General features: G+C 42.9%; 26 protein-coding genes. 21 read left to right on the top strand and 5 right to left on the bottom strand.

Annotation, left to right across the window (positions count from 1 at the left end; translation table 11 throughout):
• The first annotated feature begins 117 nt into the window (after positions 1–117).
• The 13 genes from AB5754_RS07085 to deoD all read left to right on the top strand — a co-directional run bounded on the left by AB5754_RS07085 (position 118) and on the right by deoD (position 12,782).
• Positions 118–690, top strand: coding sequence for an SGNH/GDSL hydrolase family protein (locus AB5754_RS07085; protein WP_368250509.1), 573 nt, complete (start codon positions 118–120; stop codon positions 688–690).
• Positions 691–695: 5 nt separating this feature from the next.
• Complete coding sequence (locus AB5754_RS07080; protein ID WP_368250510.1) at positions 696–1,298, top strand: class I SAM-dependent methyltransferase; 603 nt, start codon at positions 696–698, stop codon at positions 1,296–1,298.
• Between the two features lie 118 nt (positions 1,299–1,416).
• A complete protein-coding gene (locus tag AB5754_RS07075) occupies positions 1,417–2,433 on the top strand; it encodes a LacI family DNA-binding transcriptional regulator (protein WP_368250512.1) in 1,017 nt (338 codons plus the stop codon).
• 125 nt (positions 2,434–2,558) lie between these two features.
• Positions 2,559–3,860 carry a pyrimidine-nucleoside phosphorylase gene (locus tag AB5754_RS07070; RefSeq protein ID WP_368250513.1) on the top strand — a complete coding sequence of 434 codons (1,302 nt, stop codon included), beginning with the start codon at positions 2,559–2,561 and terminating at the stop codon, positions 3,858–3,860.
• A gap of 14 nt (positions 3,861–3,874) precedes the next feature.
• Positions 3,875–4,537 (top strand): deoxyribose-phosphate aldolase, encoded by a 663-nt coding sequence (deoC, locus tag AB5754_RS07065; RefSeq protein ID WP_368250514.1) that lies wholly within the window; start codon positions 3,875–3,877, stop codon positions 4,535–4,537.
• 11 nt (positions 4,538–4,548) lie between these two features.
• Positions 4,549–4,944, top strand: coding sequence for a cytidine deaminase (locus AB5754_RS07060; protein WP_368250515.1), 396 nt, complete (start codon positions 4,549–4,551; stop codon positions 4,942–4,944).
• Between the two features lie 65 nt (positions 4,945–5,009).
• Positions 5,010–6,128, top strand: coding sequence for a BMP family protein (locus tag AB5754_RS07055; RefSeq protein ID WP_311833771.1), 1,119 nt, complete (start codon positions 5,010–5,012; stop codon positions 6,126–6,128).
• 201 nt (positions 6,129–6,329) lie between these two features.
• A complete protein-coding gene (locus AB5754_RS07050; RefSeq protein ID WP_368250607.1) occupies positions 6,330–7,868 on the top strand; it encodes an ABC transporter ATP-binding protein in 1,539 nt (512 codons plus the stop codon).
• The gene (locus tag AB5754_RS07045; RefSeq protein WP_311833772.1) at positions 7,861–9,012 is read left to right on the top strand and encodes an ABC transporter permease; all 1,152 of its coding nucleotides are present in this window, start codon (positions 7,861–7,863) and stop codon (positions 9,010–9,012) included. Before AB5754_RS07050 ends, AB5754_RS07045 begins: the two co-directional genes overlap by 8 nt.
• Positions 9,012–9,965: an ABC transporter permease gene (locus AB5754_RS07040; RefSeq protein WP_311833773.1), complete on the top strand. Its 954-nt coding sequence runs from the start codon at positions 9,012–9,014 to the stop codon at positions 9,963–9,965. The genes AB5754_RS07045 and AB5754_RS07040 overlap by 1 nt, the downstream gene beginning before the upstream one ends.
• Positions 9,966–10,046: 81 nt before the next feature.
• Entirely contained in the window at positions 10,047–11,213 is a 1,167-nt protein-coding gene (deoB, locus tag AB5754_RS07035) for a phosphopentomutase (RefSeq protein ID WP_368250518.1), read from the top strand.
• Between the two features lie 9 nt (positions 11,214–11,222).
• A complete protein-coding gene (locus AB5754_RS07030) occupies positions 11,223–12,041 on the top strand; it encodes a purine-nucleoside phosphorylase (RefSeq protein ID WP_368250520.1) in 819 nt (272 codons plus the stop codon).
• 36 nt (positions 12,042–12,077) lie between these two features.
• On the top strand, positions 12,078–12,782 hold the full coding sequence (deoD, locus tag AB5754_RS07025) for a purine-nucleoside phosphorylase (RefSeq protein ID WP_311833776.1): 705 nt from the start codon (positions 12,078–12,080) through the stop codon (positions 12,780–12,782).
• 75 nt (positions 12,783–12,857) lie between these two features.
• Here deoD and AB5754_RS07020 read toward each other — a convergent pair whose 3' ends face one another.
• The 3 genes from AB5754_RS07020 to rpiA form a co-directional block, all read right to left on the bottom strand.
• Positions 12,858–13,544: a 2,3-diphosphoglycerate-dependent phosphoglycerate mutase gene (locus AB5754_RS07020; RefSeq protein WP_270790289.1), complete on the bottom strand. Its 687-nt coding sequence runs from the start codon at positions 13,542–13,544 to the stop codon at positions 12,858–12,860.
• A 131-nt stretch (positions 13,545–13,675) separates the two neighbouring features.
• Positions 13,676–14,263: a recombinase family protein gene (locus tag AB5754_RS07015; RefSeq protein WP_311833777.1), complete on the bottom strand. Its 588-nt coding sequence runs from the start codon at positions 14,261–14,263 to the stop codon at positions 13,676–13,678.
• 139 nt (positions 14,264–14,402) lie between these two features.
• Entirely contained in the window at positions 14,403–15,086 is a 684-nt protein-coding gene (gene rpiA, locus AB5754_RS07010) for a ribose-5-phosphate isomerase RpiA (protein WP_368250522.1), read from the bottom strand.
• A gap of 353 nt (positions 15,087–15,439) precedes the next feature.
• On the opposite strand from rpiA, the gene rpsL reads away from it, so the two are divergent.
• The 6 genes from rpsL (at position 15,440) to AB5754_RS06980 (ending at position 22,914) form a co-directional block, all read left to right on the top strand.
• On the top strand, positions 15,440–15,853 hold the full coding sequence (gene rpsL / locus AB5754_RS07005; RefSeq protein WP_311833779.1) for a 30S ribosomal protein S12: 414 nt from the start codon (positions 15,440–15,442) through the stop codon (positions 15,851–15,853).
• A 50-nt stretch (positions 15,854–15,903) separates the two neighbouring features.
• Positions 15,904–16,374, top strand: a complete 471-nt coding sequence (rpsG, locus tag AB5754_RS07000) for a 30S ribosomal protein S7 (RefSeq protein WP_010754774.1) — start codon at positions 15,904–15,906, stop codon at positions 16,372–16,374.
• Positions 16,375–16,458: 84 nt separating this feature from the next.
• Positions 16,459–18,546, top strand: a complete 2,088-nt coding sequence (gene fusA / locus AB5754_RS06995) for an elongation factor G (RefSeq protein WP_311833780.1) — start codon at positions 16,459–16,461, stop codon at positions 18,544–18,546.
• Positions 18,547–18,700: 154 nt separating this feature from the next.
• Positions 18,701–19,888, top strand: coding sequence for an elongation factor Tu (gene tuf, locus AB5754_RS06990; RefSeq protein ID WP_311833781.1), 1,188 nt, complete (start codon positions 18,701–18,703; stop codon positions 19,886–19,888).
• Positions 19,889–20,104: 216 nt separating this feature from the next.
• On the top strand, positions 20,105–21,466 hold the full coding sequence (gene trkA, locus AB5754_RS06985) for a Trk system potassium transporter TrkA (protein ID WP_311833782.1): 1,362 nt from the start codon (positions 20,105–20,107) through the stop codon (positions 21,464–21,466).
• 8 nt (positions 21,467–21,474) lie between these two features.
• Positions 21,475–22,914, top strand: coding sequence for a TrkH family potassium uptake protein (locus AB5754_RS06980; protein WP_368259525.1), 1,440 nt, complete (start codon positions 21,475–21,477; stop codon positions 22,912–22,914).
• A 73-nt stretch (positions 22,915–22,987) separates the two neighbouring features.
• Here the strand turns inward: AB5754_RS06980 and AB5754_RS06975 are convergent, their stop codons facing one another.
• Positions 22,988–23,710: an NADPH-dependent oxidoreductase gene (locus tag AB5754_RS06975; RefSeq protein ID WP_368250525.1), complete on the bottom strand. Its 723-nt coding sequence runs from the start codon at positions 23,708–23,710 to the stop codon at positions 22,988–22,990.
• Positions 23,711–23,713: 3 nt separating this feature from the next.
• Complete coding sequence (locus AB5754_RS06970; RefSeq protein WP_368250526.1) at positions 23,714–25,138, bottom strand: PLP-dependent aminotransferase family protein; 1,425 nt, start codon at positions 25,136–25,138, stop codon at positions 23,714–23,716.
• 162 nt (positions 25,139–25,300) lie between these two features.
• Between AB5754_RS06970 and thiD the strand changes: the two genes are divergently transcribed.
• Positions 25,301–26,125 (top strand): bifunctional hydroxymethylpyrimidine kinase/phosphomethylpyrimidine kinase, encoded by an 825-nt coding sequence (thiD, locus tag AB5754_RS06965; protein ID WP_311833786.1) that lies wholly within the window; start codon positions 25,301–25,303, stop codon positions 26,123–26,125.
• Between the two features lie 46 nt (positions 26,126–26,171).
• Positions 26,172–26,720: an ECF transporter S component gene (locus tag AB5754_RS06960; RefSeq protein WP_311833787.1), complete on the top strand. Its 549-nt coding sequence runs from the start codon at positions 26,172–26,174 to the stop codon at positions 26,718–26,720.
• Positions 26,721–26,876 lie beyond the last annotated feature (156 nt).

Below are 26,876 nucleotides of genomic sequence, written 5' to 3'. Positions count from 1 at the left end.
AGGGTAAATAAATGCAAGGAGGAACCGTCCGTGCTACTATTAAGTTGAGCGTTGTAAGACTTGTTTTTTTAATGTAATCGGTCTACAAGCGTAAATCACGGAAAGAAGGATCTAAAAATGAAAAAAATCGTAGTAATTGGTGACAGTATTGCAGCAGGAATGTACCAAGGGTCTGTCAGCAGTATTTTGGATGATTTTATTGTAGATGAATTAGCTGGAATGGGGTTTCCAGGCTATGAAGTGGTCAACCTTGGTCGTCCGAAAGAAGGCAGTCCAGAAGTGGCCGCTCGAATTGAGGAAGCAGTAGCTGTGGATGCTGATTTTGTGGTGATTAATGTAGGGATTAACGATGCTTTAAATCGTCCTGAACAAGTGGCAGCTTATAAAGAAAACATGGCCAGCATGGTGGGTAAATTTGCGCCGGAAAAAGTGATTATTATGGGACTGGGTGTTGTGGATCGGGCCAAGAAACCTGCTGCTGATCCTGCTGTTTTACAATTATTCAATGAAAATTTAAAAGCACTGGCAGTGGAAACGGGTGCTAAATTTATTGATATGTACCATCACGAAATGGTTTATCCCGCACCTTTAGAGTTTATCTCCGAAGATGGTTTACATCCTTCCAAATTTGGGTATCATCTATATGGAGGCTTAATTGCCCGAGACATTAAAAACAAATTGATTGGATAAAACTTATGACAAATCATTATTACTCTGAAAAACCAGAACTAGCCCATGACTTTGTGGAATGGGATTTTGAATTAAAAGGCAATCGTTTTCACTTTGTCACCGATAGTGGGGTCTTTTCGCGAAACACGGTGGATTATGGTTCCCGGGTGTTAGTAGAGGCGTTTGAAGAGACGAACTTGCCAGCGGGGCCTATCCTTGATGTGGGTTGTGGGTATGGTCCCATTGGCCTTTCTTTGCAAAAAGCTACCGGACGTTTGGTGGAAATGATTGATATTAACCAACGGGCAGTAGAATTAGCCCAAAGAAATGCAGAGCGCAATCAAATTACCCAAGTGAAGATTCATCAGTCCAATATTTATCAAGACTTACAAGCAGCTCCCTATGCGGCGATTGTTTCTAATCCACCAATTCGGGCGGGGAAAACCGTGGTCCACGAGATTTTAACCGGGGCCTTTGATCATTTGCTTGCAGGAGGAAGCCTAACTGTTGTCATTCAGAAAAAGCAAGGTGCTCCCAGCGCTAAGAAAAAAATGATGGAAGTCTTTGGTAACTGTGAGATAGTGAGTAAAGACAAGGGGTATTACATTTTGCGTAGTGTGAAAAACTGATTCATCAAAGCAGTGTTCTTTTAGAAAGAGCGCTGTTTTTTTTGCTTTAATTTTGCTACACTGAGGCTGAATAGCTTTGGCTGAGGCCTGGGGTTTAGTGTTAGTGGGGGGAAGTTAATTGAAATTAACGATTAAGCAAATTGCGGCTTTGGCCGGGGTGTCCGTGACTACGGTGTCCCAAATTTTGAATAACAAAGGGGCGCGTTTTAGTCAAGAGACCAGGGAGCGGGTCTGGGCTATTGTGAAAGAGCATAATTATAAGCCGGATTTTTTTGCTTCCAATTTAATCAATCGCAAATCAAAAACCGTGGGAATGATCATTCCAGATGTTACTGATTATTTCTTTTCTAAAATCGTGGAAGGTGCCGAGCAGTATTTTAATGCTTTAGGCTATATGGTGGTTCTTTGTAATTCCCAGCAAAGTCAGGAAAAAGAAATCAGTTATTTGGAAGAATTGCGTCATCGTTCAGTGGATGGAATTTTATTTGCCACGCCTCACAAGTTGCCACCAGAATACGATTTAAAGAGTCCTTATTTTCAAGGGATGCCCGTAATTTTAATCGATCGGGGGATCAATCAGCGAGAAGGGGGACGCTTATTGGTTAAGGAGTACGAGGGGGCGTATCAAGCGGTGAGCTACTTGATAAAAGAAGGTCACCGAAACATCGGCATGTTAAAGGAAAATACTGGCTATTACCAGCTGGAAGAGCGATTCAATGGTTATCGAGATGCTTTAAAAGATGGGGGGATTCCTTTTAAAGGTCGCTATGTTACCACCGGGGATTTGACAGTGCCGGGTGGGTATCAAGCCGCTTGCCAGTTGCTCAAACAAAAAGAAGTTACCGCGATTTTTTGCGGTAATGATGCCATGGCCATTGGCTGCTATCAAGCGATTTATGAAGTAGGAAAGAGTGTCCCCGAAGATATTTCCGTGGTCGGGTTTGATAATTTGAATTTGGCCCAATACATTACGCCTCCTTTGACGACGGTAGAGCAGCCAAGTTTTGAGATTGGTTTTTCGGCAGCCAAATTTCTAATCGACGCCATCGAATTTCCAGAACGGCGCGTACCTAATAAAATCTTCGAAACTAGATTAATTCTTCGTGAGAGTGTTCAAGGGATTTCAAAGGAATAATTCCTTTGAAATCCTATGCTTGTAAGCGCTATTAATTTTAGGTATAATTAGGTAAACTGTTTTACTAAAGTGGTTTACTCACGAATGATTTCCTGTATAATAACACCGATTAGGAGGCAATACCCATGCGCATGGTGGATTTAATTGAGAAGAAACGCAATGGCGAGAAGCTAACAAAAGAAGAAATCAAGTATATCATCACCGATTATACCAATGGCAAAATCCCTGATTATCAAATGAGTGCGTTGTTAATGGCCACTTATTTTGAGGACATGACCGATGAAGAGATTACCCAGTTGACATTAACAATGGCTCATTCTGGGGAAGTGATTGACTTATCTTCCATTGAAGGTATTAAAGTAGACAAACATTCTACTGGCGGGGTAGGGGATACAACCACTTTAGTGTTGGCACCTTTAGTAGCAGCAGTAGGAGTACCAGTGGCGAAAATGTCTGGTCGAGGTCTCGGTTTTACCGGGGGCACCTTGGATAAATTGGAGTCGATTCCTGGTTTTCAAATTGAATTGTCTGATGAGGAATTTGTACGCATTGTCAATGAAAGTAAAGTAGCAGTGATTGGCCAGTCGGGCGATTTAGCACCAGCTGACAAAAAGCTTTATGCTTTGCGGGATGTGACAGCTACCGTCAGTTCGATTCCGTTAATTGCCAGCTCCATAATGAGTAAGAAAATCGCCGCGGGAGCAGATGCCATCGTTCTAGATGTGACGACTGGTGAAGGAGCCTTTATGAAGGACTTGGACAATGCCAAGCGCCTCGCCCATACCATGGTGCGAATTGGCAAATTAGCCAATCGCCAAGTGATGGCTGTAGTCTCTGATATGTCCCAACCTCTTGGAGAAGCGGTGGGAAATGCTTTGGAAGTGGTGGAAGCTATTGAAACCCTACAAGGTCATGGACCAGCAGATCTTTTGGAAATGTGCTATATCTTAGGCTCGCAGATGGTGGTCTTAGCTAAAAAGGCAGACTCCTTAGAAGAAGCGCGACGACTATTAGAGGAGGCTTTAACTAGTGGAAAAGCGTTGGCTAAATTTAAAGAGATGATCACCAATCAAGGTGGGGATGCCAGTGTGGTTGACCATCCCGAACGCTTGTTGACAGCGAAATATCAAATTGAACTACCTGCAAAAGAAAGTGGCGTAGTAACCAAACTAGTAGCCAATGAAATCGGCATTGCGGCGATGCTACTAGGAGCTGGCCGACAAACGAAAGAAGATGCGATTAATTATGGCGTAGGTTTGAAGCTTCATAAAAAAATTGGCGATGCTGTGGAAGTCGGCGAATCTCTGTTGACAATTTACAGCGACGACGAAAAAATTGAGGAAGTTAAAGAACGTCTTTATAAAAACATCGTGATTGGGGCTTCTGCCGTGGAGCCACCGCTAATTCATGATATTATTACAGAATAAGGAGTGATGTGAAAATGGAATTAAACCGAATGATGGATCACACAATTTTAAAAGCAGATGCAACGGAAGCAGATGTTTTACAAGTAATCGAGGAAGCAAAGGAATATCATTTTTATTCTGTTTGTATTAATCCAACTTGGGTGAAATTAGCAGCTGAAAAATTAGCTGGGGAACCAGTAGCCGTATGTACTGTAATCGGCTTTCCTTTAGGAGCGAATACTTCTGAAGTCAAAGCTTATGAAGTTTCTGACGCTATTAACAATGGTGCCGATGAAGTGGATATGGTCATCAATGTAGGTGCTTTAAAATCGGCCCAATACAAAAAAGTCCAACAAGATATTGAAGCCGTGGTTGCTGCAGCCAAAGACCGTGCTTTAGTCAAAGTGATCATTGAAACTGCTCTGTTGACAAAAGAAGAAATCGTTAAAGCTTGTGAACTTGCCCAAGCAGCAGGTGCTGATTTTGTTAAAACTTCTACTGGCTTTTCCACGAGTGGTGCCGCAGTTGCTGATGTGAAGTTAATGCGGGAAACGGTAGGTCCTACCATGGGCGTTAAAGCCTCTGGAGGAATTCACAGTGCTCAAGAAGCTATGGCTATGATTGAAGCAGGAGCAACGCGTTTAGGAACCAGTGCCAGTGTGGCAATTATCAACGGTGCCAAGGGCGAAGGCTATTAAAAGGAGTCTGTATGAAAGCAAAAGCAGAATGGATTGAGATTGCTCGGCTTGCTTTAGACAAAGCTTACGTGCCTTACTCTCATTTTCCTGTAGGAGCTTGTCTGGTCACAGAGGATGGTGCTACTTACCAAGGAATTAATATCGAAAATGCTTCCTTTGGCTTAACCAATTGTGCAGAACGTACCGCTTTTTTTAAGGCTGTATCAGAAGGCAAACGCAAATTTCAACATTTAGTGGTGGCGGGACACACTCCTGCACCCATCTCTCCTTGTGGCGCTTGTCGGCAAGTAATGGCGGAGTTTTGCTCCCCAGAAATGCCTGTGACCTTAGTAGGAGATGAAGGCGTCATGAAGGAAACTACCGTGGGAGAATTACTACCCTACTCATTTACCGACAAAGATCTTTAAACCAGGATTCACTAGGCGACATTTGTGGCCATTGAATAAAAAATCAACTAGGGGGCTTTACAGAAATGAAAAAAGCGAATGTATGGAAAGTAGGCGCAGTAGCACTGGCAAGTGTCATGGTACTTGGAGCATGTGGCGGCGGGGGCGGAACTAGCTCTAGCTCAGATAAAGGTGCCAGTGATGGCGGTAGTTCAGATGCAGCTCATAGCGTGGCGTTAATCACTGATACTGGTGGTGTAGACGACAAATCCTTTAACCAATCTGCTTGGGAAGGGTTGCAAGCATGGGGAGAAGAAAATGGGCTAGAAAAAGGTGCTGGTGGTTTTAACTACTTCCAATCCGATGATGCAGCTGACTATGCCAACAACATCAACACAGCTGTAACTAATGGCTTCCACACAATTTTTGGGATTGGCTACTTATTGAAAGATGATATTTCTAGTGCAGCAACTCAAAATCCAGATGTCAACTTTGGGTTGATTGATGATGTAATTGAAGGTCAAGACAATGTGGTATCCGCAACCTTTAAAGACAACGAAGCTTCTTACTTAGCAGGGATTGCTGCAGCTTACACGACAAAAACCAATACAGTCGGTTTTGTCGGTGGGGAAGAAGGCTTGGTTATCGACCGTTTTGAAGCTGGATTTGTTAAAGGGGTAGAAGATACTGCCAAAGAACTAGGCAAAGAAATCAAAGTAGACGTACAATATGCGGCTTCATTCAGTTCTCCTGATAAAGGAAAATCCATTGCGGCTTCCATGATTACCAATGGCGCAGATGTAATCTTCCATGCAGCTGGCGGTACTGGGGTTGGTGTCTTCACAGAAGCAATCACAACTAACGAACAAAAAACAGATGCTGAATTAGAAGAAAGCAAAGTTTGGGTGATCGGCGTTGACCGTGACCAAGAAGCAGACGGAAACTTTACTTCTAAAGATGGTACTGATGCGAACTGTACGTTGACTTCTACATTGAAAGGTGTAGGCGCAGCAGTTCAAGATATTTCGAATAAAGCAATGAATGACGAATTCCCTGGTGGCGAACACTTGGAATATGGTTTGAAAGACGGCGGTGTTGACCTTACACCAGGTGCTGTTTCTGATGACGCGAAAGCAGCCATTGAACAAGCGAAAACCGACATCATTGACGGGAAAATCGAAGTTCCTGAAGCACCAGAAGCTTAATGGTTAATGGGGTCTTGTCTGTTTGACAGGCAAGACCTTTTTCACATTTAATGTGCTCTTTAGATAAGACTAGGAGTTTTTTTAGTCTTATCTAAGGAGAGAATCTCAGCTCCTTGTTTTTGCCCTTATTGTTGATTATTGTAAAGTTGAAGCGTAAAGGATGTGAATGAAGTGACGGAAACAGCAAAATATGTCATTGAAATGCGACATATTACCAAGGAATTCGGGACTTTTAAAGCCAATGATGATGTCAATCTTCAAGTGCGACCGGGGGAAATTCATGCTCTTTTAGGGGAAAATGGTGCCGGGAAGTCTACGTTGATGAATATTCTCTCTGGTCTTTTGGAACCTACTAAAGGAGAAATCCTGATTAACGACAAGCCCGTTAAGATTACCAGTCCCACCGAGGCCAATCGTCTAGGTATCGGTATGGTTCACCAACATTTTATGCTGGTGGATGCTTTTACAGTAACGGAGAATATTATTTTAGGTAGTGAACCCAATCATCTAGGTGTCCTTAATCGAAAAAAAGCGCGCCAAACCATTGAAGAACTCTCAGCGCGTTATGGCTTAGCAGTGGACCCTGATGCTTTAGTTCGAGACATTTCCGTGGGGATGCAACAGCGGGTGGAAATCTTGAAGACTTTGTATCGAGGCGCCGATGTCTTGATTTTTGATGAACCTTCCGCGGTTTTGACGCCACAAGAAATCGAAGGCTTGATTCAAATCATGAAAGAATTGGTTTCAGAAGGTAAGTCGATTATTTTAATCACCCATAAATTAGACGAAATCAAAGCAGTGGCAGATCGCTGTACTGTTATTCGTCGAGGTCAAGGGATTGGCACAGTCAATGTAAAAGATGTCAGCTCCCAAGAATTGGCAGATATGATGGTGGGACGTTCCGTTTCCTTTAAAACAGAGAAAAAACCTGCTACACCGCAAGAAGTCATTTTGTCTGTGGAGAATTTAACGGTGAAAGAAAGCCGAGGCTTAGAAGCGGTAAAAAATCTCAGCTTGGAAGTTCGGGCAGGAGAAGTTTTGGGGATTGCGGGAATCGACGGCAATGGCCAATCCGAATTAGTTCAAGCTATTACTGGATTGCGGAAAGTCGAAAGTGGCAAAGTCATAATTGACGGGGAAGACGTGACCAATAAGCGTCCTCGCTTTATTACGGAAAGTGGTGTGGGCCATGTGCCGGAAGATCGCCATAAATACGGGTTGATCTTGGATATGTCCTTAGCGGAAAATATGGCTTTGCAAACCTATTACCAAGTTCCGATGAGTAAATATGGTGTTTTAAACTATGGTGAAATGAACGGCAAAGCTCGAGAGTTGATCAAAGAGTTTGACGTGCGGACCACCAATGAAATTGTACCAGCCAAGGCTTTATCTGGGGGAAATCAGCAAAAAGCGATTATCGCCCGGGAAGTGGATCGTAATCCTGATCTTTTAATCGTAGCGAATCCTACTCGAGGCTTGGACGTGGGGGCGATTGAATTTATCCATAAGCGTTTAATTGAACAACGGGATAAATTTAAAGCAGTGTTGTTAGTCAGCTTTGAATTAGATGAAATCATGAATGTCTCCGACCGCATTGCCGTTATTCACGGTGGCGAAATCGTCGGGATTGTGGATCCGAAAGAAACTAGCGAAAACGAATTAGGGTTACTTATGGCAGGGTATTCTTTAGAAGAAGCCCGGGCCGAATTAGGGACGAAAGCAGGTGAGAGCCTTGTCTAATACTTCGGAAAAAATTCGCAATCTGCTCGTACCGGTGATTGCTGTTTTGCTAGGCTTTATCATCGGTGGCATTGTAATGGCGGCCTTTGGCTACAATCCGATTGAAGGGTATAGCCAAATGTTTAAAACAGCCTTTTTGAATCCTCAAACCCATCAGATTAATCCTCGGAATATCGGAGAAATCTTTGTGACAGCAGCACCTTTAATCTTTACGGCTCTGGGCTTTTCGGTGGCCAATTCTGCTGGCTTCTTTAATATCGGTCTTTCCGGTCAAGCCCTTTGTGGTTGGGTGGCAAGTATTTGGCTAGCGTTAACGTTGCCAGATATGCCAAAAGTTGTCTTGGTGCCACTAGTTTTAGTTGTGGGGGCGCTAGCGGGGGCTTTGGCGGCAGCAGTGCCAGGGATTTTACGAGCATTCTTTGGAACTAGTGAAGTCATTGTCACCATTATGATGAATTATATTTTATTGTATTCTGCCAACCATATTGTGACCCATGTGATTGCAAAAGACTTAATTAGCAATACTGGGAAAACCAAGCTAGTCGGTCAAAACGCTACCTTGCAAACGGAATTTTTGCGGAATATCAGTCAAGGGTCGCGGGTAAATATTGGGATTTTCTTAGCCCTTATTTTTCTAGTCTTGACTTGGTTTTTGATGAAAAAGACTACCCTGGGATTTGAAATTCGTTCGGTAGGTTTGAACCCTGATGCTTCAGAATATGCCGGGATGAGTAGTAAACGTACCATCATTCTCTCCATGGTAATTTCTGGTTTCTTAGCAGGTCTTGGGGGCGTGATTTATGGCTTAGGGACCTTCCAATATTACTTTAGCCAAGGTGCTTCGTTAAGTATTGGCTTTGACGGCATGGCCGTTTCGCTATTAGGTTCGGGTAGTTCCATTGGCATTTTGCTCTCGGCGCTCTTGTTCAGTGTCTTAAAACTTGGTGGTGCTGGTATGCAAATGATTAATATCCCTTCTGAACTCGTCGACGTGGATATTGCCATTATTATCTTCTTTGTAGGAATTAGCTTTGTGATTCGCTTTGTCTTAGCAAAAGTTTTCGGCAACAAAAAAGAAGTTGCCGTGGTGGAAAATGTGGAAACCAAGCCTAGTGACCAAGATGAACAAGGAGGCGTACTCTAATGGATATGAATCAACTTGCTTCAATTATTACTCAAACGCTGATTTACTCCACGCCTTTGATTTTAACGGCATTAGGGGGAGTCTTTTCAGAACGTAGCGGGATTGTGAACGTAGGTTTGGAAGGAATCATGGTAATCGGTGCTTTTACTGCGGTAGTCTTTAACTTGGAAATGGCAGACACCTTTGGGGCGATGACTCCTTGGCTGGCGATTTTAGTGGCGGGACTTGCTGGGGTGATTTTCTCAATTCTCCATGCTTTGGCTACAGTGAACTTTCGGGCTGATCACATTATCAGCGGTACCGTGATGAATATGCTAGCACCAGCCTTGGCGATTTTCTTAGTAAAAGTCATGTATGGCAAAGGCCAAACCGATGGCATTAGTCGTCGCTTAGGCTATTTCACCATTCCTGGTTTAGAAAAAATTCCGGTAATTGGGACTTTGTTCTTTAAGAATACTTTTTTACCAGCCTACTTTGCGATTTTGATTGCTGTTCTCGCTTGGTTTATCATCTTTAAAACCAAATTTGGCCTACGTCTGCGTTCGGTAGGAGAGCATCCTCAAGCGGCGGATACGTTAGGCATTAATGTGTACCTAATGCGCTATGCTGGCGTTTTGATTTCTGGCTTTTTAGGAGGTATGGGTGGTGCGATTTTTGCCCAGTCGATCTCTGGACGCTTTGCGGTTACGACGATTGCCGGTCAAGGGTTTATCTCTATGGCAGCCATGATCTTTGGCAAGTGGAACCCACTAGGAGCCATGGGGGCAGCGATTTTCTTCGGCTTTGCTCAAAATATCAGTATTGCCGGTAAGAACATCCCCGTGATTTCTTCTATTCCTGACGTTTACTTGCAAATTGCTCCTTATGTTTTGACGATTGTCGTCTTGGTGTTATTCTTAGGGAAAGCCTCTGGTCCTAAGGCGAACGGAACAAACTATATTAAATCAAAATAAGCAGTAAAATTAAGGGTGGGACTAAGGGACATTGTTGCTTTGTTCCGCCCTTTTAAAAAAATAAAGAAAGAAGGGTGTTACATGTTTAAACGTGTACATTTGATTGTGATGGATTCAGTAGGAATTGGTGAAGCGCCTGATGCTGAAAAATTTGGTGATGTAGGCTCAGACACATTAGGTCATATTGCTGAAAAAGCAGGTTTGACTATTCCGAACTTAGAAAACTTAGGTCTGGGAACCATTCGTCCATTAGCTGGTGTGGCGGATGTAGCAGATCACAAAGGATACGTTACTAAACTAGAAGAAGTCTCCGTGGGGAAAGACACCATGACTGGTCACTGGGAAATCATGGGTTTAAATATTAAAAAACCATTCCGAGTGTTTCCAGAAGGATTCCCTGATGAATTATTGAAGCAAATTGAAGATTTCTCTGGTCGTAAAATTGTCTGCAACTTGCCTTATTCTGGGACTAAAGTGATTGAGGATTATGGTGAACACCAAATGAAAACCGGGGATTTGATCGTCTATACTTCAGCAGATCCTGTGTTGCAAATTGCCGCCCATGAAGAAGTTATTCCTTTAGAAGAGTTGTATCGCATTTGCCAATATGTGCGGGATATTACTAAAGATGAGCCTTATATGATTGGTCGGATTATCGCTCGGCCTTATGTAGGAGAACCCGGTAACTTTACCCGTACTAGCAATCGTCATGACTATGCCTTAGATCCTTTTGGCAAGACGGTTTTGGATTCTTTAAAAGCCAATGGCAAAGATGTGATTGCAGTAGGAAAAATCAACGATATCTTTAACGGCCAAGGAATTACCGAGGCCATCCGCACGAAGAGCAATATGGACGGGGTAGATAAGCTCTTAGAAGTGATGAAAGAAGACTTCACAGGCTTAAGCTTTACCAACTTGGTGGACTTTGATGCGCTCTTTGGTCATCGTCGGGATGTAGTTGGCTATGCCCATGCCATTGAAGAATTCGACACTCGCTTACCAGAACTAATGGCAGCAATGGCCGAAGATGATCTTTTGATGATTACCGCAGACCACGGGAACGATCCAACTTTTACTGGCACCGATCACACCCGGGAATATGTGCCGTTGTTGGTCTATTCGAAAAAAATGCAAGGCCGAGGAGCACTGCCTCAAGGTTTTTATTCCGATATTGCGGCAACCATTGCTGAAAACTTTGAGGTGCCTGCCACAGAAAACGGCACAAGCTTTTTAGCAAATTTAAAATAGGAGGGCTCTATGACTGATTTAACAACCAAACTGCAAGAAACGACGGCTTATTTAAAAAATGCCGGCATTGGCCCGGTGGATTTTGGCTTGATTTTAGGCTCTGGCCTGGGAGAATTAGCCGAAGAAATCGAAAATCCAGTAAAAGTGGCCTATGAAGGGATTCCCCATTTCCCTATCTCCACAGTGGTAGGGCATGCAGGACAATTAGTGTATGGAAATTTGTCTGGTAAAAAAGTCTTAGCGATGCAAGGGCGCTTTCACTATTATGAAGGCTACTCCATGGAGAAAGTGACTTATCCTGTGCGAGTGATGAAGGCGCTAGAAGCTCATTCGGTAATTGTCACCAATGCTTGTGGCGGAGTGAATGAAAGCTTTGCTCCTGGAGACTTGATGTTAATTAATGACCAAATTAATTTTATGGGCGCTAATCCTTTAATTGGTCCTAATGAAGCTGACTTAGGTCCGCGCTTTCCTGACATGAGCCAAGCTTATACGCCTATTTATCGTAAAACTGCTCAAAAAGTGGGCACCGAATTAGGACTGGCGTTAAAAGAAGGAGTCTATATGGGCTTTTCTGGACCAACCTACGAAACCCCAGCGGAAATTCGTTTTGCGCGTACCATTGGAGCGGACGCAGTGGGGATGTCTACAGTTCCTGAAGTTATTGTAGCGGCCCACGGAGGGATGAAAGTGCTGGGTATTTCTTGTATCACCAATTTAGCTGCCGGTATGCAAGCAAGCCTTAACCACGAGGAAGTCGTAGCGACTACCGAACGAGTAAAAAGCCAGTTTAAAACCTTTGTAAAAGCGACGTTAGCCGTTTTGTAACAGGGACTTAAATTTATTTATAGAAAGGAAGAGAAGATGAGCGTACACATTGGAGCAAAAGCAGGAGAAGTGGCAGAAAAAATCCTTTTACCGGGCGATCCACTCCGGGCAAAATACATTGCGGAAACTTTTTTAGAAGATGCCATTTGTTATAACGAAGTCCGGGGAATGCTTGGCTACACCGGGATTTATAAAGGAGAACGAGTTTCCGTGCAAGGTACTGGTATGGGCATGCCGTCTGCTAGTATCTATGCTCAAGAATTGATTCAGTCTTATGGAGTGAAGAAATTAATTCGAGTGGGAACTTGCGGGGCTTTGTCAGAAGAGGTTCATGTGCGAGATTTAGTGATTGCCCAAGGTGCGGCCACGAGTTCTGCCATGGTGCAAAAAAACTTCCACGCCTTTCATTATCCCCCAATTGCCGATTTTGACTTGCTGTTAAAATCTTATGAGCTGGCAAAAGCCCACAACTTTACTGTCCACGTAGGCAATGTCTTATCCGAAGACACTTTCTACAAAGATGATTTGACTGAAACTTTGCAATTGGCTAAATTAGGTGTATTAGGAGTGGAAATGGAAGCTGCTGCCCTGTATTATTTGGCGGCTAAATTCCACGTGCAAGCCTTGGCAATTTGTACGGTGAGCGATCACATCATCACCGGAGAAGAAACCACGGCAAAAGAGCGTCAAACTACTTTTAACGATATGATTGAAGTAGGCTTGGAAACGGCAATTGCTTAAAAGTCGCTGCATCAAACAAAATGAAAACAGCAAAACCCCCAGCTTTTGGAAACAAGCTGGGGGTTTTTAGTATTCTTACAAGTAGTATTTCTTTGCAACAGTCAAATCATCGTTTAATTCATAAACTAATGGTTGACCAGTTGGGATTTCAAGATCCATGATATCGTCATCGGAAATGCCTTCGATGTGTTTAGCTAAAGCCCGTAGTGAGTTACCGTGAGCTGCAACTAAAACTGTTTTGTTGTCTAACAAAGCAGGGGCGATTTGATCTTGCCAGAAAGGTAATGCCCGTTCCAAAGTAACTTTCAAGTTTTCGCCACCAGGTACGTCCCGAGGGTCAAGGTCAGCATAACGACGATCTTTTGCTGCAGAACCTTCATCGTCAGCACTCAAAAGTGGAGGAAGAGTATCGTAAGAACGACGCCAGATATGAACTTGTTCGTCACCGTATTTTTCGGCGGTTTCTTTTTTGTTCAATCCTTGCAATGCGCCGTAATGACGTTCGTTTAAGCGCCAAGATTTCACAGTTGGCACCCACAATTGGTCAGATTCTTCTAAGATGTAGTTACAAGTTTTGATGGCCCGTTTCAAAACAGAAGTGAAAGCAACATCAAATTCGATGCCGGCTTCTTTGATTTTGCGGCCGCCTTCTTTGGCTTCTTCAACGCCTTCTGGAGCAAGATCAACGTCAACCCAACCGGTAAATTGGTTCAAAGCGTTCCATTCACTTAAACCGTGACGAGAGAAAACTAATTTTGGCATGTAAAACTCTCCTTTGTAGTTTCAGATTTCTGAAATTTTCAATTTCTCGTTTATTGTACAATGTTTTTCGGGATATTTCCATTGAAACAAGCAAAAAAAAGGAATCCCCTGTATTCAGGAGATTTCCTTTTTTACTTCGCTAAAATTTTTACCACGTCTTCTTCGGGTAAGTTGATGTACTTATAGCAGGTGCCTACTGAGACGCCGCATTTGGTGGAGATGTACTGAATGGTTTCTTTTTTGTCAAAATACAATTGGCGAATTTTTCGCACTGTTTTTGAATCGATTTTTGGCCGGCCGCCGATTTTACCTTTTTTCCGCGCGTTGTTTAAGCCAACCAATGTGCGTTCTTTTATCAAAACGCTTTCCATTTGTGCTAAACCATCCATTAAATTGAAGTAGATGGCCCCCATAGCATCGCGAGTGTCGATGTTTTCCGCCAAACTTACCAAATGGATGTTCCGCATTTGCAACAGACTGGTTAATTCTGTCAATTGCCGGGTGGAACGACCGAGACGAGAAAGGTCAGCGACTACTAAAGTATCGCCGGCAGTCATTTGAGCTACAACCGTGTCCAAAGCGGTTTGCTCAAATGAAACATCTTGGCCTTCAAAGGTGTCGTAGAAAAGTTGATCGCAACCAAAATCTTCTAGTAAGTGAAGCTGTGAGTTGTGATCGTTGTCCGTAATGGTTGTCCTAACATATCCAAATTTACTCATTGCTAATCCTTCCTATCTGGGATTGGTATCCAAGGAAAATTTAGCACAAAAAAACGCAAAAAGATACCGTATTTTGTAAGTATTTTTATTAAATATGACGTTTTTTGAGGTTTTCTGACAAAGTGTATATTGTCAGAATTTACAGAAACTTTGGATTTTCAAGGGTGACAAGACCTGAATCAGAGCCAATAATAACACGGTGAACCATATTTAAAAACAAGCCGTGTTCGACTACACCGACCATATTTGTCAGTTCTTCCGCCAATTGTTCGGGATTTGCAATGGTCTTCATGGCAAGATCAATGATTAAGTTCTGGCTATCAGTATATAAAAAACTACCGTTCGTCTTTAGGCGCAATTGGGGTTGATAGCCCCGTTTTTCCAAAATGCGGAAGATTTGTTGACTACCATAAGGGATGACTTCCACTGGGAGAGGAAAAGCCCCCAAAGTGTTGACCATTTTGGATTGGTCTACAATCCAAATTACCTCTTTGGAGTAAGTTGCGACGATTTTTTCAAAGAGCAGGGCAGCACCGCCACCTTTAATTCCTTGAAAGTTTTTATCGATTTCATCAGCACCGTCAATGGTCAAGTCTACTTGAGATACTTCATCAATGGAGCGCAGTGGAATTCCTAAGGCTGATGCTTGGGCTTCTGTAGCTTTGGAGGTAGTTACTCCGGTGATTTTTAATCCTTCTTCTTTAATCTTGCGACCGACTTCTTCTACCATGTAATAAGCGGTAGAGCCGGTACCTAAACCGACAATCATATCGTTTTGGATGTATTTAGTGGCTTCAATTCCCACCATTTGCTTGAAATTCATACTGGTCACCTCTTCATTTAATTACGTTTCCTTTATGGACAAAGGGAAAGAACGGCTTTATTGTACTGGTTTTTTACTAAAAATGGTAGCACTGCTTCAATTATAGTATAGATAACTCTAAAGAAAATAGCAGAAAAAATTTTGAAAGCTGTTTTCAACTCCTTGACAGCTTGATTTACCTGTGATATTCTATCAAAGGTGCTTTGTGTACAGGTCTCGAATCGAGACGTGCTGACTGTCAGAATGAGCACAATCTGATAAGTATGCAGCAATGCATTATTTTTTATCGCCAAAAAGGAACCACCTGGATGTGTGGAACTAGAAAGCGAATCAAGGAAGGAGGAAATCAGGGTATGCCTACAATTAACCAATTAGTACGGAAGCCTCGTAAATCCAAGGTTGAAAAATCAAATTCACCTGCATTGAACAAAGGATATAACAGTTTCAAGAAGACTCAAACGAATGTGAACTCACCACAAAAACGTGGGGTTGCAACTCGTGTGGGGACTATGACACCGAAAAAACCGAACTCAGCATTGCGTAAATTTGCCCGTGTTCGTTTGTCTAACTTGATTGAAGTAACAGCTTATATTCCAGGTATCGGTCACAACTTGCAAGAACACAGTGTGGTCTTGTTACGTGGGGGCCGTGTAAAAGACTTACCAGGGGTACGTTACCATATCGTTCGTGGCGCTTTGGATACAGCCGGTGTTACAGATCGTAAACAATCTCGGTCTAAATACGGTACAAAACGTCCTAAAGGCTAAGCACATAATCAAACTAACACTATCAAATTATCGTAAAGGAGGAGTTACGGATGCCTCGTAAAGGTCCTGTTGCAAAACGTGATGTTTTACCAGATCCTATTTATAACTCAAAATTAGTGACTCGCTTAATCAACCGTGTCATGGTTGATGGAAAACGCGGGATCGCCTCAAGCATTATCTATGATGCTTTTGAAACTATCAAGGAATCTACTGGAAACGATCCATTGGAAGTTTTCGAACAAGCCATGAAAAACGTTATGCCAGTCTTGGAAGTTAAAGCTCGTCGTGTCGGCGGTTCTAACTACCAAGTGCCAGTTGAAGTACGTCCTGAACGTCGTGCGACTTTAGGTCTTCGCTGGATTGTGAACTACGCTCGTCTGCGTGGGGAACACACAATGGAAGAACGCTTAGCTAAAGAAATCATGGATGCTGCTAACAACACTGGCGCTTCTGTGAAAAAACGCGAAGATACACACAAAATGGCGGAAGCCAACCGTGCATTCGCACATTATCGCTGGTAAGATTTCTGCTGGGTGGGATTTTCTCACCTACAGAAACTTTGCTTTAAGCGTTTAGTCCCAATCTAGAGAGGAGTACAACGTAAGATGGCTAGAGAATTTTCATTAGAAAAAACTCGTAATATCGGTATTATGGCCCACGTGGATGCGGGTAAAACCACAACCACTGAACGGATTCTATACTATACCGGTAAAATCCATAAAATCGGTGAAACCCACGAAGGTGCTTCACAGATGGACTGGATGGAACAAGAACAAGAACGTGGGATTACCATTACTTCCGCTGCCACAACTGCACAGTGGAAAGGTTACCGGGTTAATATCATCGACACCCCAGGACACGTGGACTTCACAATTGAAGTACAACGTTCATTGCGGGTACTAGATGGTGCGGTTACTGTATTGGACTCACAATCTGGGGTTGAACCTCAAACTGAAACTGTATGGCGTCAAGCTACAGAATACCGGGTACCTCGTATCGTATTCTGTAACAAAATGGACAAAATCGGTGCAGACTTCTTGTATTCTGTTTCTACTTTACATGATCGTCTAGATGCCAATGCTCATCCAATCCAATTACCAATTGGTGCAGAAGATGACTTCACTGGGATCATTGACCTTGTTACCATGAAAGCCGAAATCTACACGAACGACTTAGGTACTGAAATCAAAGAAGAAGAAATTCCTGAAGAATACAAAGAACAAGCTCAAGAATGGCGCGATAAATTAGTGGAAGCAGTAGCTGAAACTGATGAAGATTTAATGATGAAATATCTAGAAGGTGAAGAAATCACCCAAGCAGAATTGAAAGAAGGCATTCGTCGCGCTACAATCAACGTTGACTTCTTCCCAGTATTAGCTGGTTCTGCCTTCAAGAACAAAGGGGTTCAATTGATGTTGGATGCCGTTCTTGATTACTTGCCTTCTCCATTAGATATTGAAGCAATTAAAGGGATCGATTCTAAGACTGATGAAGAAGTAACTCGTCCAGCCGACGATGAAGCTCCATTTGCATCATTGGCCTTCAAAGTTATGACTGATCCATTTGTTGGTCGTCTAACTTTCTTCCGTGTCTACTCTGGTGTCTTGGAAAGTGGTTCATATGTTTTGAACGCTTCTAAAGACAAAAAAGAACGGATCGGTCGTATCCTACAAATGCACGCTAACAGCCGTACTGAAATCGACAAAGTTTACTCTGGCGATATCGCTGCTGCCGTTGGTTTGAAAGACACCACTACTGGTGATACTTTATGTGCGGTTGATTCTCCAGTAATCTTGGAATCTATCGAGTTCCCTGACCCGGTTATCCAAGTTGCCGTTGAACCAAAATCAAAAGCGGACCAAGACAAAATGGGTGTTGCTTTGCAAAAACTTGCAGAAGAAGATCCATCATTCCGAGTGGAAACCAACGTGGAAACTGGCGAAACAGTTATCTCCGGTATGGGTGAATTGCACTTGGACGTCTTAGTTGACCGTATGCGTCGCGAATTCAAAGTTGAAGCAAACGTTGGTGCGCCTCAAGTATCTTACCGTGAAACATTCCGTGCTCCTGTTACTCAAGCTGAAGGGAAATTTGTCCGTCAGTCCGGTGGTAAAGGTCAATACGGTCACGTTTGGGTTGAATTTACACCAAACGAAGAAGGTAAAGGTTTCGAATTCGAAAACGCAATCGTCGGTGGTGTGGTTCCTCGTGAATACATTCCTGCCGTTGAAAAAGGTTTAGCTGAATCCATGCAAAATGGTGTCTTGGCTGGCTATCCATTGGTTGATATCAAAGCAAAACTCTATGATGGGTCTTACCACGATGTCGATTCCAATGAAACTGCCTTCCGGGTTGCCGCTTCTATGGCATTGAAAGCTGCTGCTAAAAAAGCAAATCCAGCAATCTTGGAACCAATGATGAAAGTTACCATCACTGTTCCTGAAGATTACTTAGGAGATATCATGGGCCACGTTACTGCTCGTCGCGGACGCGTCGAAGGTATGGAAGCTCACGGTAACTCTCAAATCGTTAACGCGATTGTTCCATTGGCTGAAATGTTCGGTTACGCAACAACCTTGCGTTCTGCAACACAAGGTCGCGGTACGTTCATGATGGTATTTGACCACTATGAAGATGTACCGAAATCTATCCAAGAAGAAATTATTAAGAAAAACGGCGGCAAAGCTGAATAATCTTTAGAGTTTCTTTGGATACTCCTCACAGTTCTCAGGAAAGACTAGCTTTTTCCTGGGATTTGTGTAAAATAATTATCGATGATACGGGCAGAAGTTTTTCTTCTACCTATCAAAAACAAAAAAACTTAACTATTAGGAGGAACATTCTAAAATGGCAAAAGAAAAATACGACCGTTCCAAACCACACGTAAACATTGGTACTATTGGACACGTTGACCATGGTAAAACAACTTTAACTGCTGCAATCACTACAGTTTTGGCTAAAAAAGGTTTGGCTCAAGCATCTGCTTACGACCAAATCGATGGTGCTCCTGAAGAACGTGAACGTGGGATTACTATCTCAACTGCTCACGTTGAATACGAAACTGACACTCGTCACTACGCTCACGTGGACTGCCCAGGACACGCGGATTACGTTAAAAACATGATCACTGGTGCTGCTCAAATGGACGGCGCGATCTTGGTAGTATCTGCTGCTGATGGTCCTATGCCTCAAACTCGTGAACACATCCTATTGTCTCGTAACGTTGGCGTTCCTTACATCGTTGTATTCTTGAACAAAATGGACATGGTTGACGACGAAGAATTGTTGGAATTAGTTGAGATGGAAGTTCGCGACCTATTGACTGAATACGACTTCCCAGGCGATGACACTCCAGTTGTTGCTGGTTCTGCTTTGAAAGCATTGGAAGGCGACGCAGCTTACGAAGAAAAAATTCTTGAATTGATGGCTGCAGTTGACGAATACATCCCAACTCCAGTACGTGACACTGACAAACCATTCATGATGCCAGTGGAAGACGTATTCTCTATCACAGGCCGTGGTACTGTTGCAACTGGTCGTGTTGAACGTGGACAAGTCCGCGTCGGCGATGAAGTTGAAATCGTTGGTATTGCTGACGAAACAGCTAAAACTACTGTAACTGGTGTGGAAATGTTCCGTAAATTGTTGGACTACGCTGAAGCTGGGGACAACATTGGTGCATTGCTTCGTGGGGTTGCTCGTGAAGACATCCAACGTGGACAAGTATTGGCTAAACCAGGTTCAATCACTCCACATACTAAATTTACTGCAGAAGTTTACGTTTTGACTAAAGAAGAAGGTGGACGTCATACTCCATTCTTCACTAACTACCGTCCTCAATTCTACTTCCGTACAACAGACGTTACTGGTGTTGTTGAATTGCCAGAAGGTACTGAAATGGTAATGCCTGGCGATAACATCGCTATGACAGTTGAATTGATCCACCCAATCGCGATCGAAGACGGAACTCGTTTCTCTATTCGTGAAGGCGGACGGACTGTTGGTTCAGGCGTTGTAACTGCTATCCAAGCGTAATTACACCCTTTACCATCTTTCTAAAATAGTTATTTACAGCAGCTACGTTAAGTGGCTGCTGTTTTTTGTCGTCCGATAAAGAGGAATACTAATTTTGCTTCATTAAAAACGGTTTATTGAAGTGTGGACAAGAGGTTTATTCTTTTGAGCACTAGTTCTGATGGGAAAAGTATGATAGAGTCAAGTCAAAATGACTTGACTATAGGAGCGAATTTTGTGAAAATCGTGATTTTAGGTGCTGGAAAAGTGGGCGTTACTTTGACCTCTCAACTGATGGAAGAAGACCATGATCTGTTGGTGATTGATCGTGAGGCAGATAAGTTGGATCGTTTGGTGGATCGCTACGATGTGTTAGGAATTGTGGGGAACGGAGCGACTTTTAAAGTTTTGGAAGAAGCTCAAGTGGAAAGCTGTGATATTTTTATTGCAGTGACAGACTCGGATGAATTAAATCTTTTAGCCGGTTTGTTGGCCAAGCGATTAGGGGCTAAAGACTGTATTGTGCGAGTGCGTAATCCCGAGTATTTGGGCCAACGCGATTTTATGAAGGAAACCATGGGACTGTCTATGATTGTGAATCCTGAATTGGAAGCGGCCTTTGAGATTCGACGGATGCTCTTATTCCCGGCGGCAGTGAAAGTGGATACTTTTGTCAACGGTCGCATTGAACTAGCAGAGTTTCGAGTGACAGGAACAAGTTTATTAGTAGGACTACCGTTAAAGCGTTTATCCACGGTTTCAAAGGCCAAGGTCTTGATTTGTGCTATTAATCATCAGGGGGAGATTTTAATCCCTGATGGTAATGCAGTGTTGCAAGAAAATGATCGCATTTATGTGGTGGGGCAGCACAATAAGCTAGTGCGTTTCTGCCAAGATATTCGTTTGTTTGAGCAAAAGATCCGTCGGGTAATGATTGTAGGTGGTGGACGCATTGCCTATTATTTAGCTACTCAATTGGCAGAACTCGGCTTAGGAGTAAAAATTATTGAAAAACAGCCAAAGCGAGCTCGGGAGTTGTCGGAACATTTTCCCCACTTGACGGTGATTCAATCCGATGGCAGTGATGAAGTGATCTTAGAAGAGGAGGGCCTGGCACGCATGGATGCTTTCGTGGCCTTGACTGGTTTGGATGAGGAAAACATCGTTATGTCTTTGTATGCCAAACAGCAAAAGGTAAAAAAAACCATTGCCAAAGTGACTCGTATGGATTTCGCGGAGGTGTTAGAGCAGTTGGCCATTGATAGTGTAGTTTCGCCAAAACGAATCGTGGCTAATCAACTTTTAAGCTATGTGCGGGCGAAAAATCTTCCTGATGAAAGCTCTGGAGTTAAAAGAATGTACAAATTAATCCAAGATCAAGTGGAAGCTTTGGAGTTTGTAGTCACTGAACACACTAGCTTTAAAAATCAGCCGTTAAAAAACGTGGATACTAAAGATAATTTGCTGATTGCCGCCATCTCTCGGAATAAGCAAAGCTTGGTGCCAGATGGGGAAACGGTCATTCGCCCAGGAGACCACGTGGTTATTGTAGCTAAAGATCAAAAAATCCAATCTTTGGAAATGATTCTAAAAGGATAACGAGGAATATGAACAAAAAAATGGTTGTTTACCTTATGGGGAAGATCTTGCAGTCGGCAGGGGTGCTATTGTTATTGCCGGCAGTAGTCTCCTGGTTATATCACGAAACACTTACGGGAATTTATGCTGGTGTTGGCGGGGGATTATTGGTCGTCGGGACATTACTTAGTTGGCGCCTGCCAAAAAACAAGGGTATCTTAATTAAAGAAGGTTTGTTTATTGTGGGGCTTAGCTGGTTTTTGCTGTCGGTATTTGGGGCCTTGCCGCTAGTTTTATCGGGGGAAATACCTAGATTTGCGGATGCCTTTTTTGAAATTGTTTCCGGTTTTACTACCACTGGAGCTACGGTATTACCTGATATTGATAGCTTGAGTCACGCTAGTTTATTTTGGCGTAGCTTTACTCATTGGGTTGGGGGCATGGGGATTTTAGTTTTTACGGTGGCTTTTATTCCCTTGGTTTCCGGTCGTACCATGCATATTTTAAAGGCGGAAATGCCAGGACCGATTGTGGACAAGCTGGCTTCCAAGACGAAAGTTGCTGCGCAAATTTTGTATTTGCTCTATGCGGCCTTATCAGTTTTGCAAATGGTTTTGTTGGTAATTGGCGGGATGCCTTTTTTTGATAGTTTACTAAACACCTTTGCTACAGCTGGCACGGGAGGATTTACCATGAACAATGCGGGGATTATTGGGTATCACAGTGCTTATATCGAAGGGGTGCTAACGGTCTTTATGATCCTTTTCGGGGTAAATTTCAGTCTTTTGTACTTAGTGGCAATTGGCCGAGGGCGCACTGTCTTAAAAAATGAAGAGTTTCGTTGGTATTTAGGGATTATTGCAGTAGCAGTGGTGATGATTACCGCGAGTATCATGAAATTGTATGGCTCGCTGGGGACAGCTTTTCGCTATGCGGTCTTTCAAGTAGCTTCTATTATTACTACTACGGGCTTTGTGACTGCTGATTATGATCAATGGCCAATGTTTAGTCAGACAATTTTATTGTTGTTGATGTTTATCGGGGCTAGTGCGGGTTCTACCGGGGGTGGAATCAAAGTGTCGCGGATTGTGATGGTGGCAAAAAGTGGTGTTAAGGAAATTAAGCGTATGCTCCATCCTCATGGAGTGATTACCGTGGACTTTGAAGGGGTGCCGGTTAAGGCTAAGACCTTGAACAATATTCACAGCTATTTATTTTTGTATGCTCTAGTATTTTGTGGGGCGCTGTTAGTACTCTCCTTAGAAAATTTGGATTTTCACACGGCATTTTCGGCAGTGGCTACAACTATTAATAATGTGGGGCCGGGCTTTAATCAAGTGGGGCCTATGAAAAATTTTGGCGGTTTAACTGACTTGTCCAAATACACATTATCTTTTACCATGTTAGCAGGACGTTTAGAAATCTTTCCAGTGCTGCTGTTGTTTTCAAAATATTTTTGGCAAGAATAATTTTAACGATAAAAAACAAGAGCGAGCATTCCTTTGTAAACAGAAGGAATGCTCGCTCTTGTTTTAGCTTTGCTTATTTTAACAACTTTTGTTTTTTCAAAAAGGCATCGATTTTGCCGTTGGGTTCAGTGCTGTAGACATCTAAGAATTTCTTAGTCCAATCTTTAGTTTCCCGCTTTTCTGCAAATTTCTTCATGGTAAGATCGTAGTCTTCGATTAAAGAGTAGTCGTAGTCTTGGTAAGTATCGTAGTGTACCACGGCTTTTTCTGGTAGTCGGGGTTTGATTTTCATCTCCACAATTGGTTTGCCAACCGTGAGCCCGGCTAATGGAAAAACGTAATCAGGTAAGTTTAAGAGTTTGGCCACTTGGTCAATTTCATTCCGAATGCCGCCAACAACGACACTAGCAAGACCTAAAGCTTCAGTGGCAACTACGGCGTTTTCCAAGGCGAAAGCCGCGTCGGCCGTGGCGACTAATAAAGGATCAACACTTTCTCCTACATGGTAAGGAGTACCGTGTTTTTCTGCGACTTTTTGAGTGCGTTTCAAATCGGCTAAAAAGACTAAAAAGACTGAGCTATCTTTAATATGAGGATTATTTGGGGTTAATTCCACCAATTTTTGCCGGATAGTAAGATCGCGGATGACGATAATGCTGTAAAGCTGACCGTTCATCCAAGTGGGAGCTTGGCGGGCGCTGTCCAAAATGGCTTGCAATTCTGTTTCGGATAACTGATAGTTTTTATCAAATTGGCGATAAGTGCGGTGATTTTGCAATTGGTTAATAGTCTTCATAAATTACTTGCTCCTTTTTAATTTCTCAGTGATCGTGGCAAAACGCTGGCAAAAGTCTGGCAGCTGATGGTTTTCTAAACGGGTATAATTAATTCTCATAGACATTATATCATTGCTAAAAAGAAAAGCAGGAGCTACCAACAGCTTTTCTGTAAAAAACAGTTCCCAGTCTTTGCGGGTCAAAGGCTGGTGTTTCCAAGTCAGCCAAGTGTACAAGCCGCCTTTAATCTGTCGCAGTTGCCAATCTTTTTTTGCCGGTTGCAACGCTTGGGTAAAGTGTTCGGCTCGTTGCTGCAATTCCGCAAGCAAGCAACCGTGAGTGCTCTCGTAGACTTTTGAACGCAAAGCACTATTTGCTAATAGTTGGGGAAAAATATTGGTTTCTGCATCCATCCGTTGTTTTGCGTTGGCCAGACTAGCGATCAGTGAGGTGGGACCTAAAAGCCAGCCGATTTTAATGGAAGGGCCAAAGAGTTTAGACAAGGAACCGAGATAAATCACCTGGTCTTTGGCTAAGGTTTTTAATTTGGGCAATGGGTTACTAAAATCCAATTCGCCAAAAACGTCGTCCTCGATAATGGGAATGTAGTGTTTTTGACACACGCTAATGACAGCTTTACGCCTTGTTGAACTCATTAAACGTCCAGTAGGGTTTTGGAAAGTAGGGTTGAGATAGAGAAACCGAATCTTTTTTTGAATGATCGCCCGTTCTAGTGCTTCGGGTAAAATGCCTTCTTCGTCACAAGCTACTCCGACTAATGTGATGCCGGCAGATTGAAACAGAGGTAAAGCGAAAAGAAAAGAGGGCTCTTCTGTAGCAATGCTTTCTCCAGGGTTTAACAATGTCTGTAAGAGTAAAGAAATACCTTGGGAGGAACCAGAAGTAATCAACAGGTCTTGCCCTTTAGAATCCAAGTTGTAATTATTCGTCAGCTGCTGGAGAATTTGTTCTTTTAAAGGCAAATAACCTGTAGTGCTTAAACTGCTTTCCGCTTGGCGAATGGTTTCCCAACGCATGGCAGGAAAACTGAAGTCGGGAATCAAACTGGGAGGTAATTCGCCGGTATAGAGATCCAGACTATCTGGTTGCGCCTTTTCTTGATTTAAAGTAGTCAAATAAGGATCCGGGGTGAAGTGGGCTTGACGTAAAAGCTGTTGCCATTGATATTGAGGAGCTAAGCGACTGCCCCAGCGACCTTTCGCTACATTTGTGCCGCTGCCTTGGCGCCGGGTAATCCAACCGAGACTGACTAACTCATCTAAGGCGTGGTTTACCGTGGAGCGGTTAACACCATAAAGCTTTGCCAGTTCTCGTTCTGGAGGTAGTTTGTCTCCGGGAGCCAATTGGCCGTCTTGGATTAAATCGATTATTTGATTAATGATTTGTTGAAACAAAGGCTCGTTACTGCTGCGATCTATCTGCCACATAAGCGACTCCTTTCTTTAAATCGTCAGAAAATTGAATTGGTTGGTTCTAAAATAAACCAATTGGCTGTTTCCGTCAAGGTGATTCCCTCGTATACTCAGTAGTAATAAATGAAGATGTCCATTCTTAAGTTGGGCATCGTTTTCTAGATAAGGGGTGCTTTCATGAAAAAAGTATTAACCATTGCAGGTTCGGATTCCACAGGAGGAGCAGGACTACAAGCAGATTTAAAAACCTTTCAAGAATACGGAGTCTTTGGTTTTTCCAGTTTGACTTCGGTGGTAACCATGGATCCAGAATCAGGCTGGTCTCATGAAGTTACAGAAATACCGGTTGATTTATTGGAAAAGCAGTTGATTTCTGTTTTTGCTGGAGGACCGGTAGCTGCTTTAAAAACGGGAATGATGGGAAATGAAGCCAATATTGCTTTGGCAAGTGAATACATTACGAAATTTCCAGAAACAAAAGTGGTAATTGATCCAGTGATTGCCTGCAAAGGAACGGCTCAGATCTTGCAACCGAAAAGTGTGGCGGCCATTAAAGAATACCTCTTGCCTCAAGCATTAGTCGTAACGCCTAATTTAGTAGAAGCGGGGATTCTTTCAGAACTTGGCGATTTAACTTCGGTAGCCGATATGAAAAAAGCGGCAACGGCCATTTATCAACAAGGAGCCAAAAATGTAGTCATTAAAGGAGGTCATCGGCTTGGCAGTGAAAAAGCGGTAGACTTGCTTTACGATGGTAACGACTTCTTACTATTAGAAAATGAACTCTATCAAACGGATCGAAACCACGGGGCTGGCTGTACCTTTGCGGCTGCAATTACCGCAGGACTGGCAAAAGGCTTATCTGTAGTGGCAGCTGTTTCATTGGCGAAAGATTTCGTAGCGGTGGCCATTAAAAATGGTGTAGAAGTTAATCCTTATGTGGGTCATGTTTGGCACGGGGCATACAATGCCGCGGAACATCGCATTACCCCAGAAAAATAGCCGGTGCTACGACAAGCTTCTCATTATAATAGAAGGAAGTGTTCCCATGAAAAAATCAGTTAGCATTCAAAGTATTGTCCTAGTAGCCTTGTTTACTGCTTTGACGGTAATTGGTACCACTATAAAAATTCCTCTGCCTACTGGGGCTTTTGTCCATTTAGGCAATGCAGTTTTATTATTGTCAGTTTTACTATTAGGTTATTTTAAAGGTTCTCTGGCAGGGGGCTTAGGTTTTTTCATCTTTGATATGATGAACGGCTATGCCACAGAAGCGCCTTATTTCATTTTAGAAAGTTTTATCGTAGGCGCTGCAGCTTACGGAGCTTTTGTCTTCTTTAAAAAACGTCCTACCCATATTTGGCAAGTAATTGTCATTGGTATTTGCACGGGAATTGCCAAATTAGTTATGACCCAGATAAAAAATACAGTCATGAATTTAATTGCCGGCGCTAGTTTTGCTCCAGCATTTGGCGGGGCATTGGCGAAGCTTCCCGCTACGGTGATCAATGTTACATTGACGGTTTTAATCGTAGCGGTGGTGTATTTCCCGTTAAAAGCGGCCATGGATCGTACTTTTCGTAAGGAATTTATTTAAAATAGTAGCAATCAGAAAAATCCGTTTAGCGACGGATTTTTTTATGCCCAAGATTTTCTTCTTTAGAAAAAAGCTAACTTTGTTGTAATGAAACCCCTTACCAAGAAAAGTCGCTAGAAACCTTGTAAAATCAATGAAAAAAGCTTGCCATCAAGG

It is taken from the genome of Enterococcus sp. 2201sp1_2201st1_C11_2201SCRN_220225 (genome assembly GCF_040925905.1).
GTDB lineage: Bacteria > Bacillota > Bacilli > Lactobacillales > Enterococcaceae > Enterococcus_C > Enterococcus_C asini_A.
This window is presented reverse-complemented; position numbering and strand designations above follow the sequence as displayed.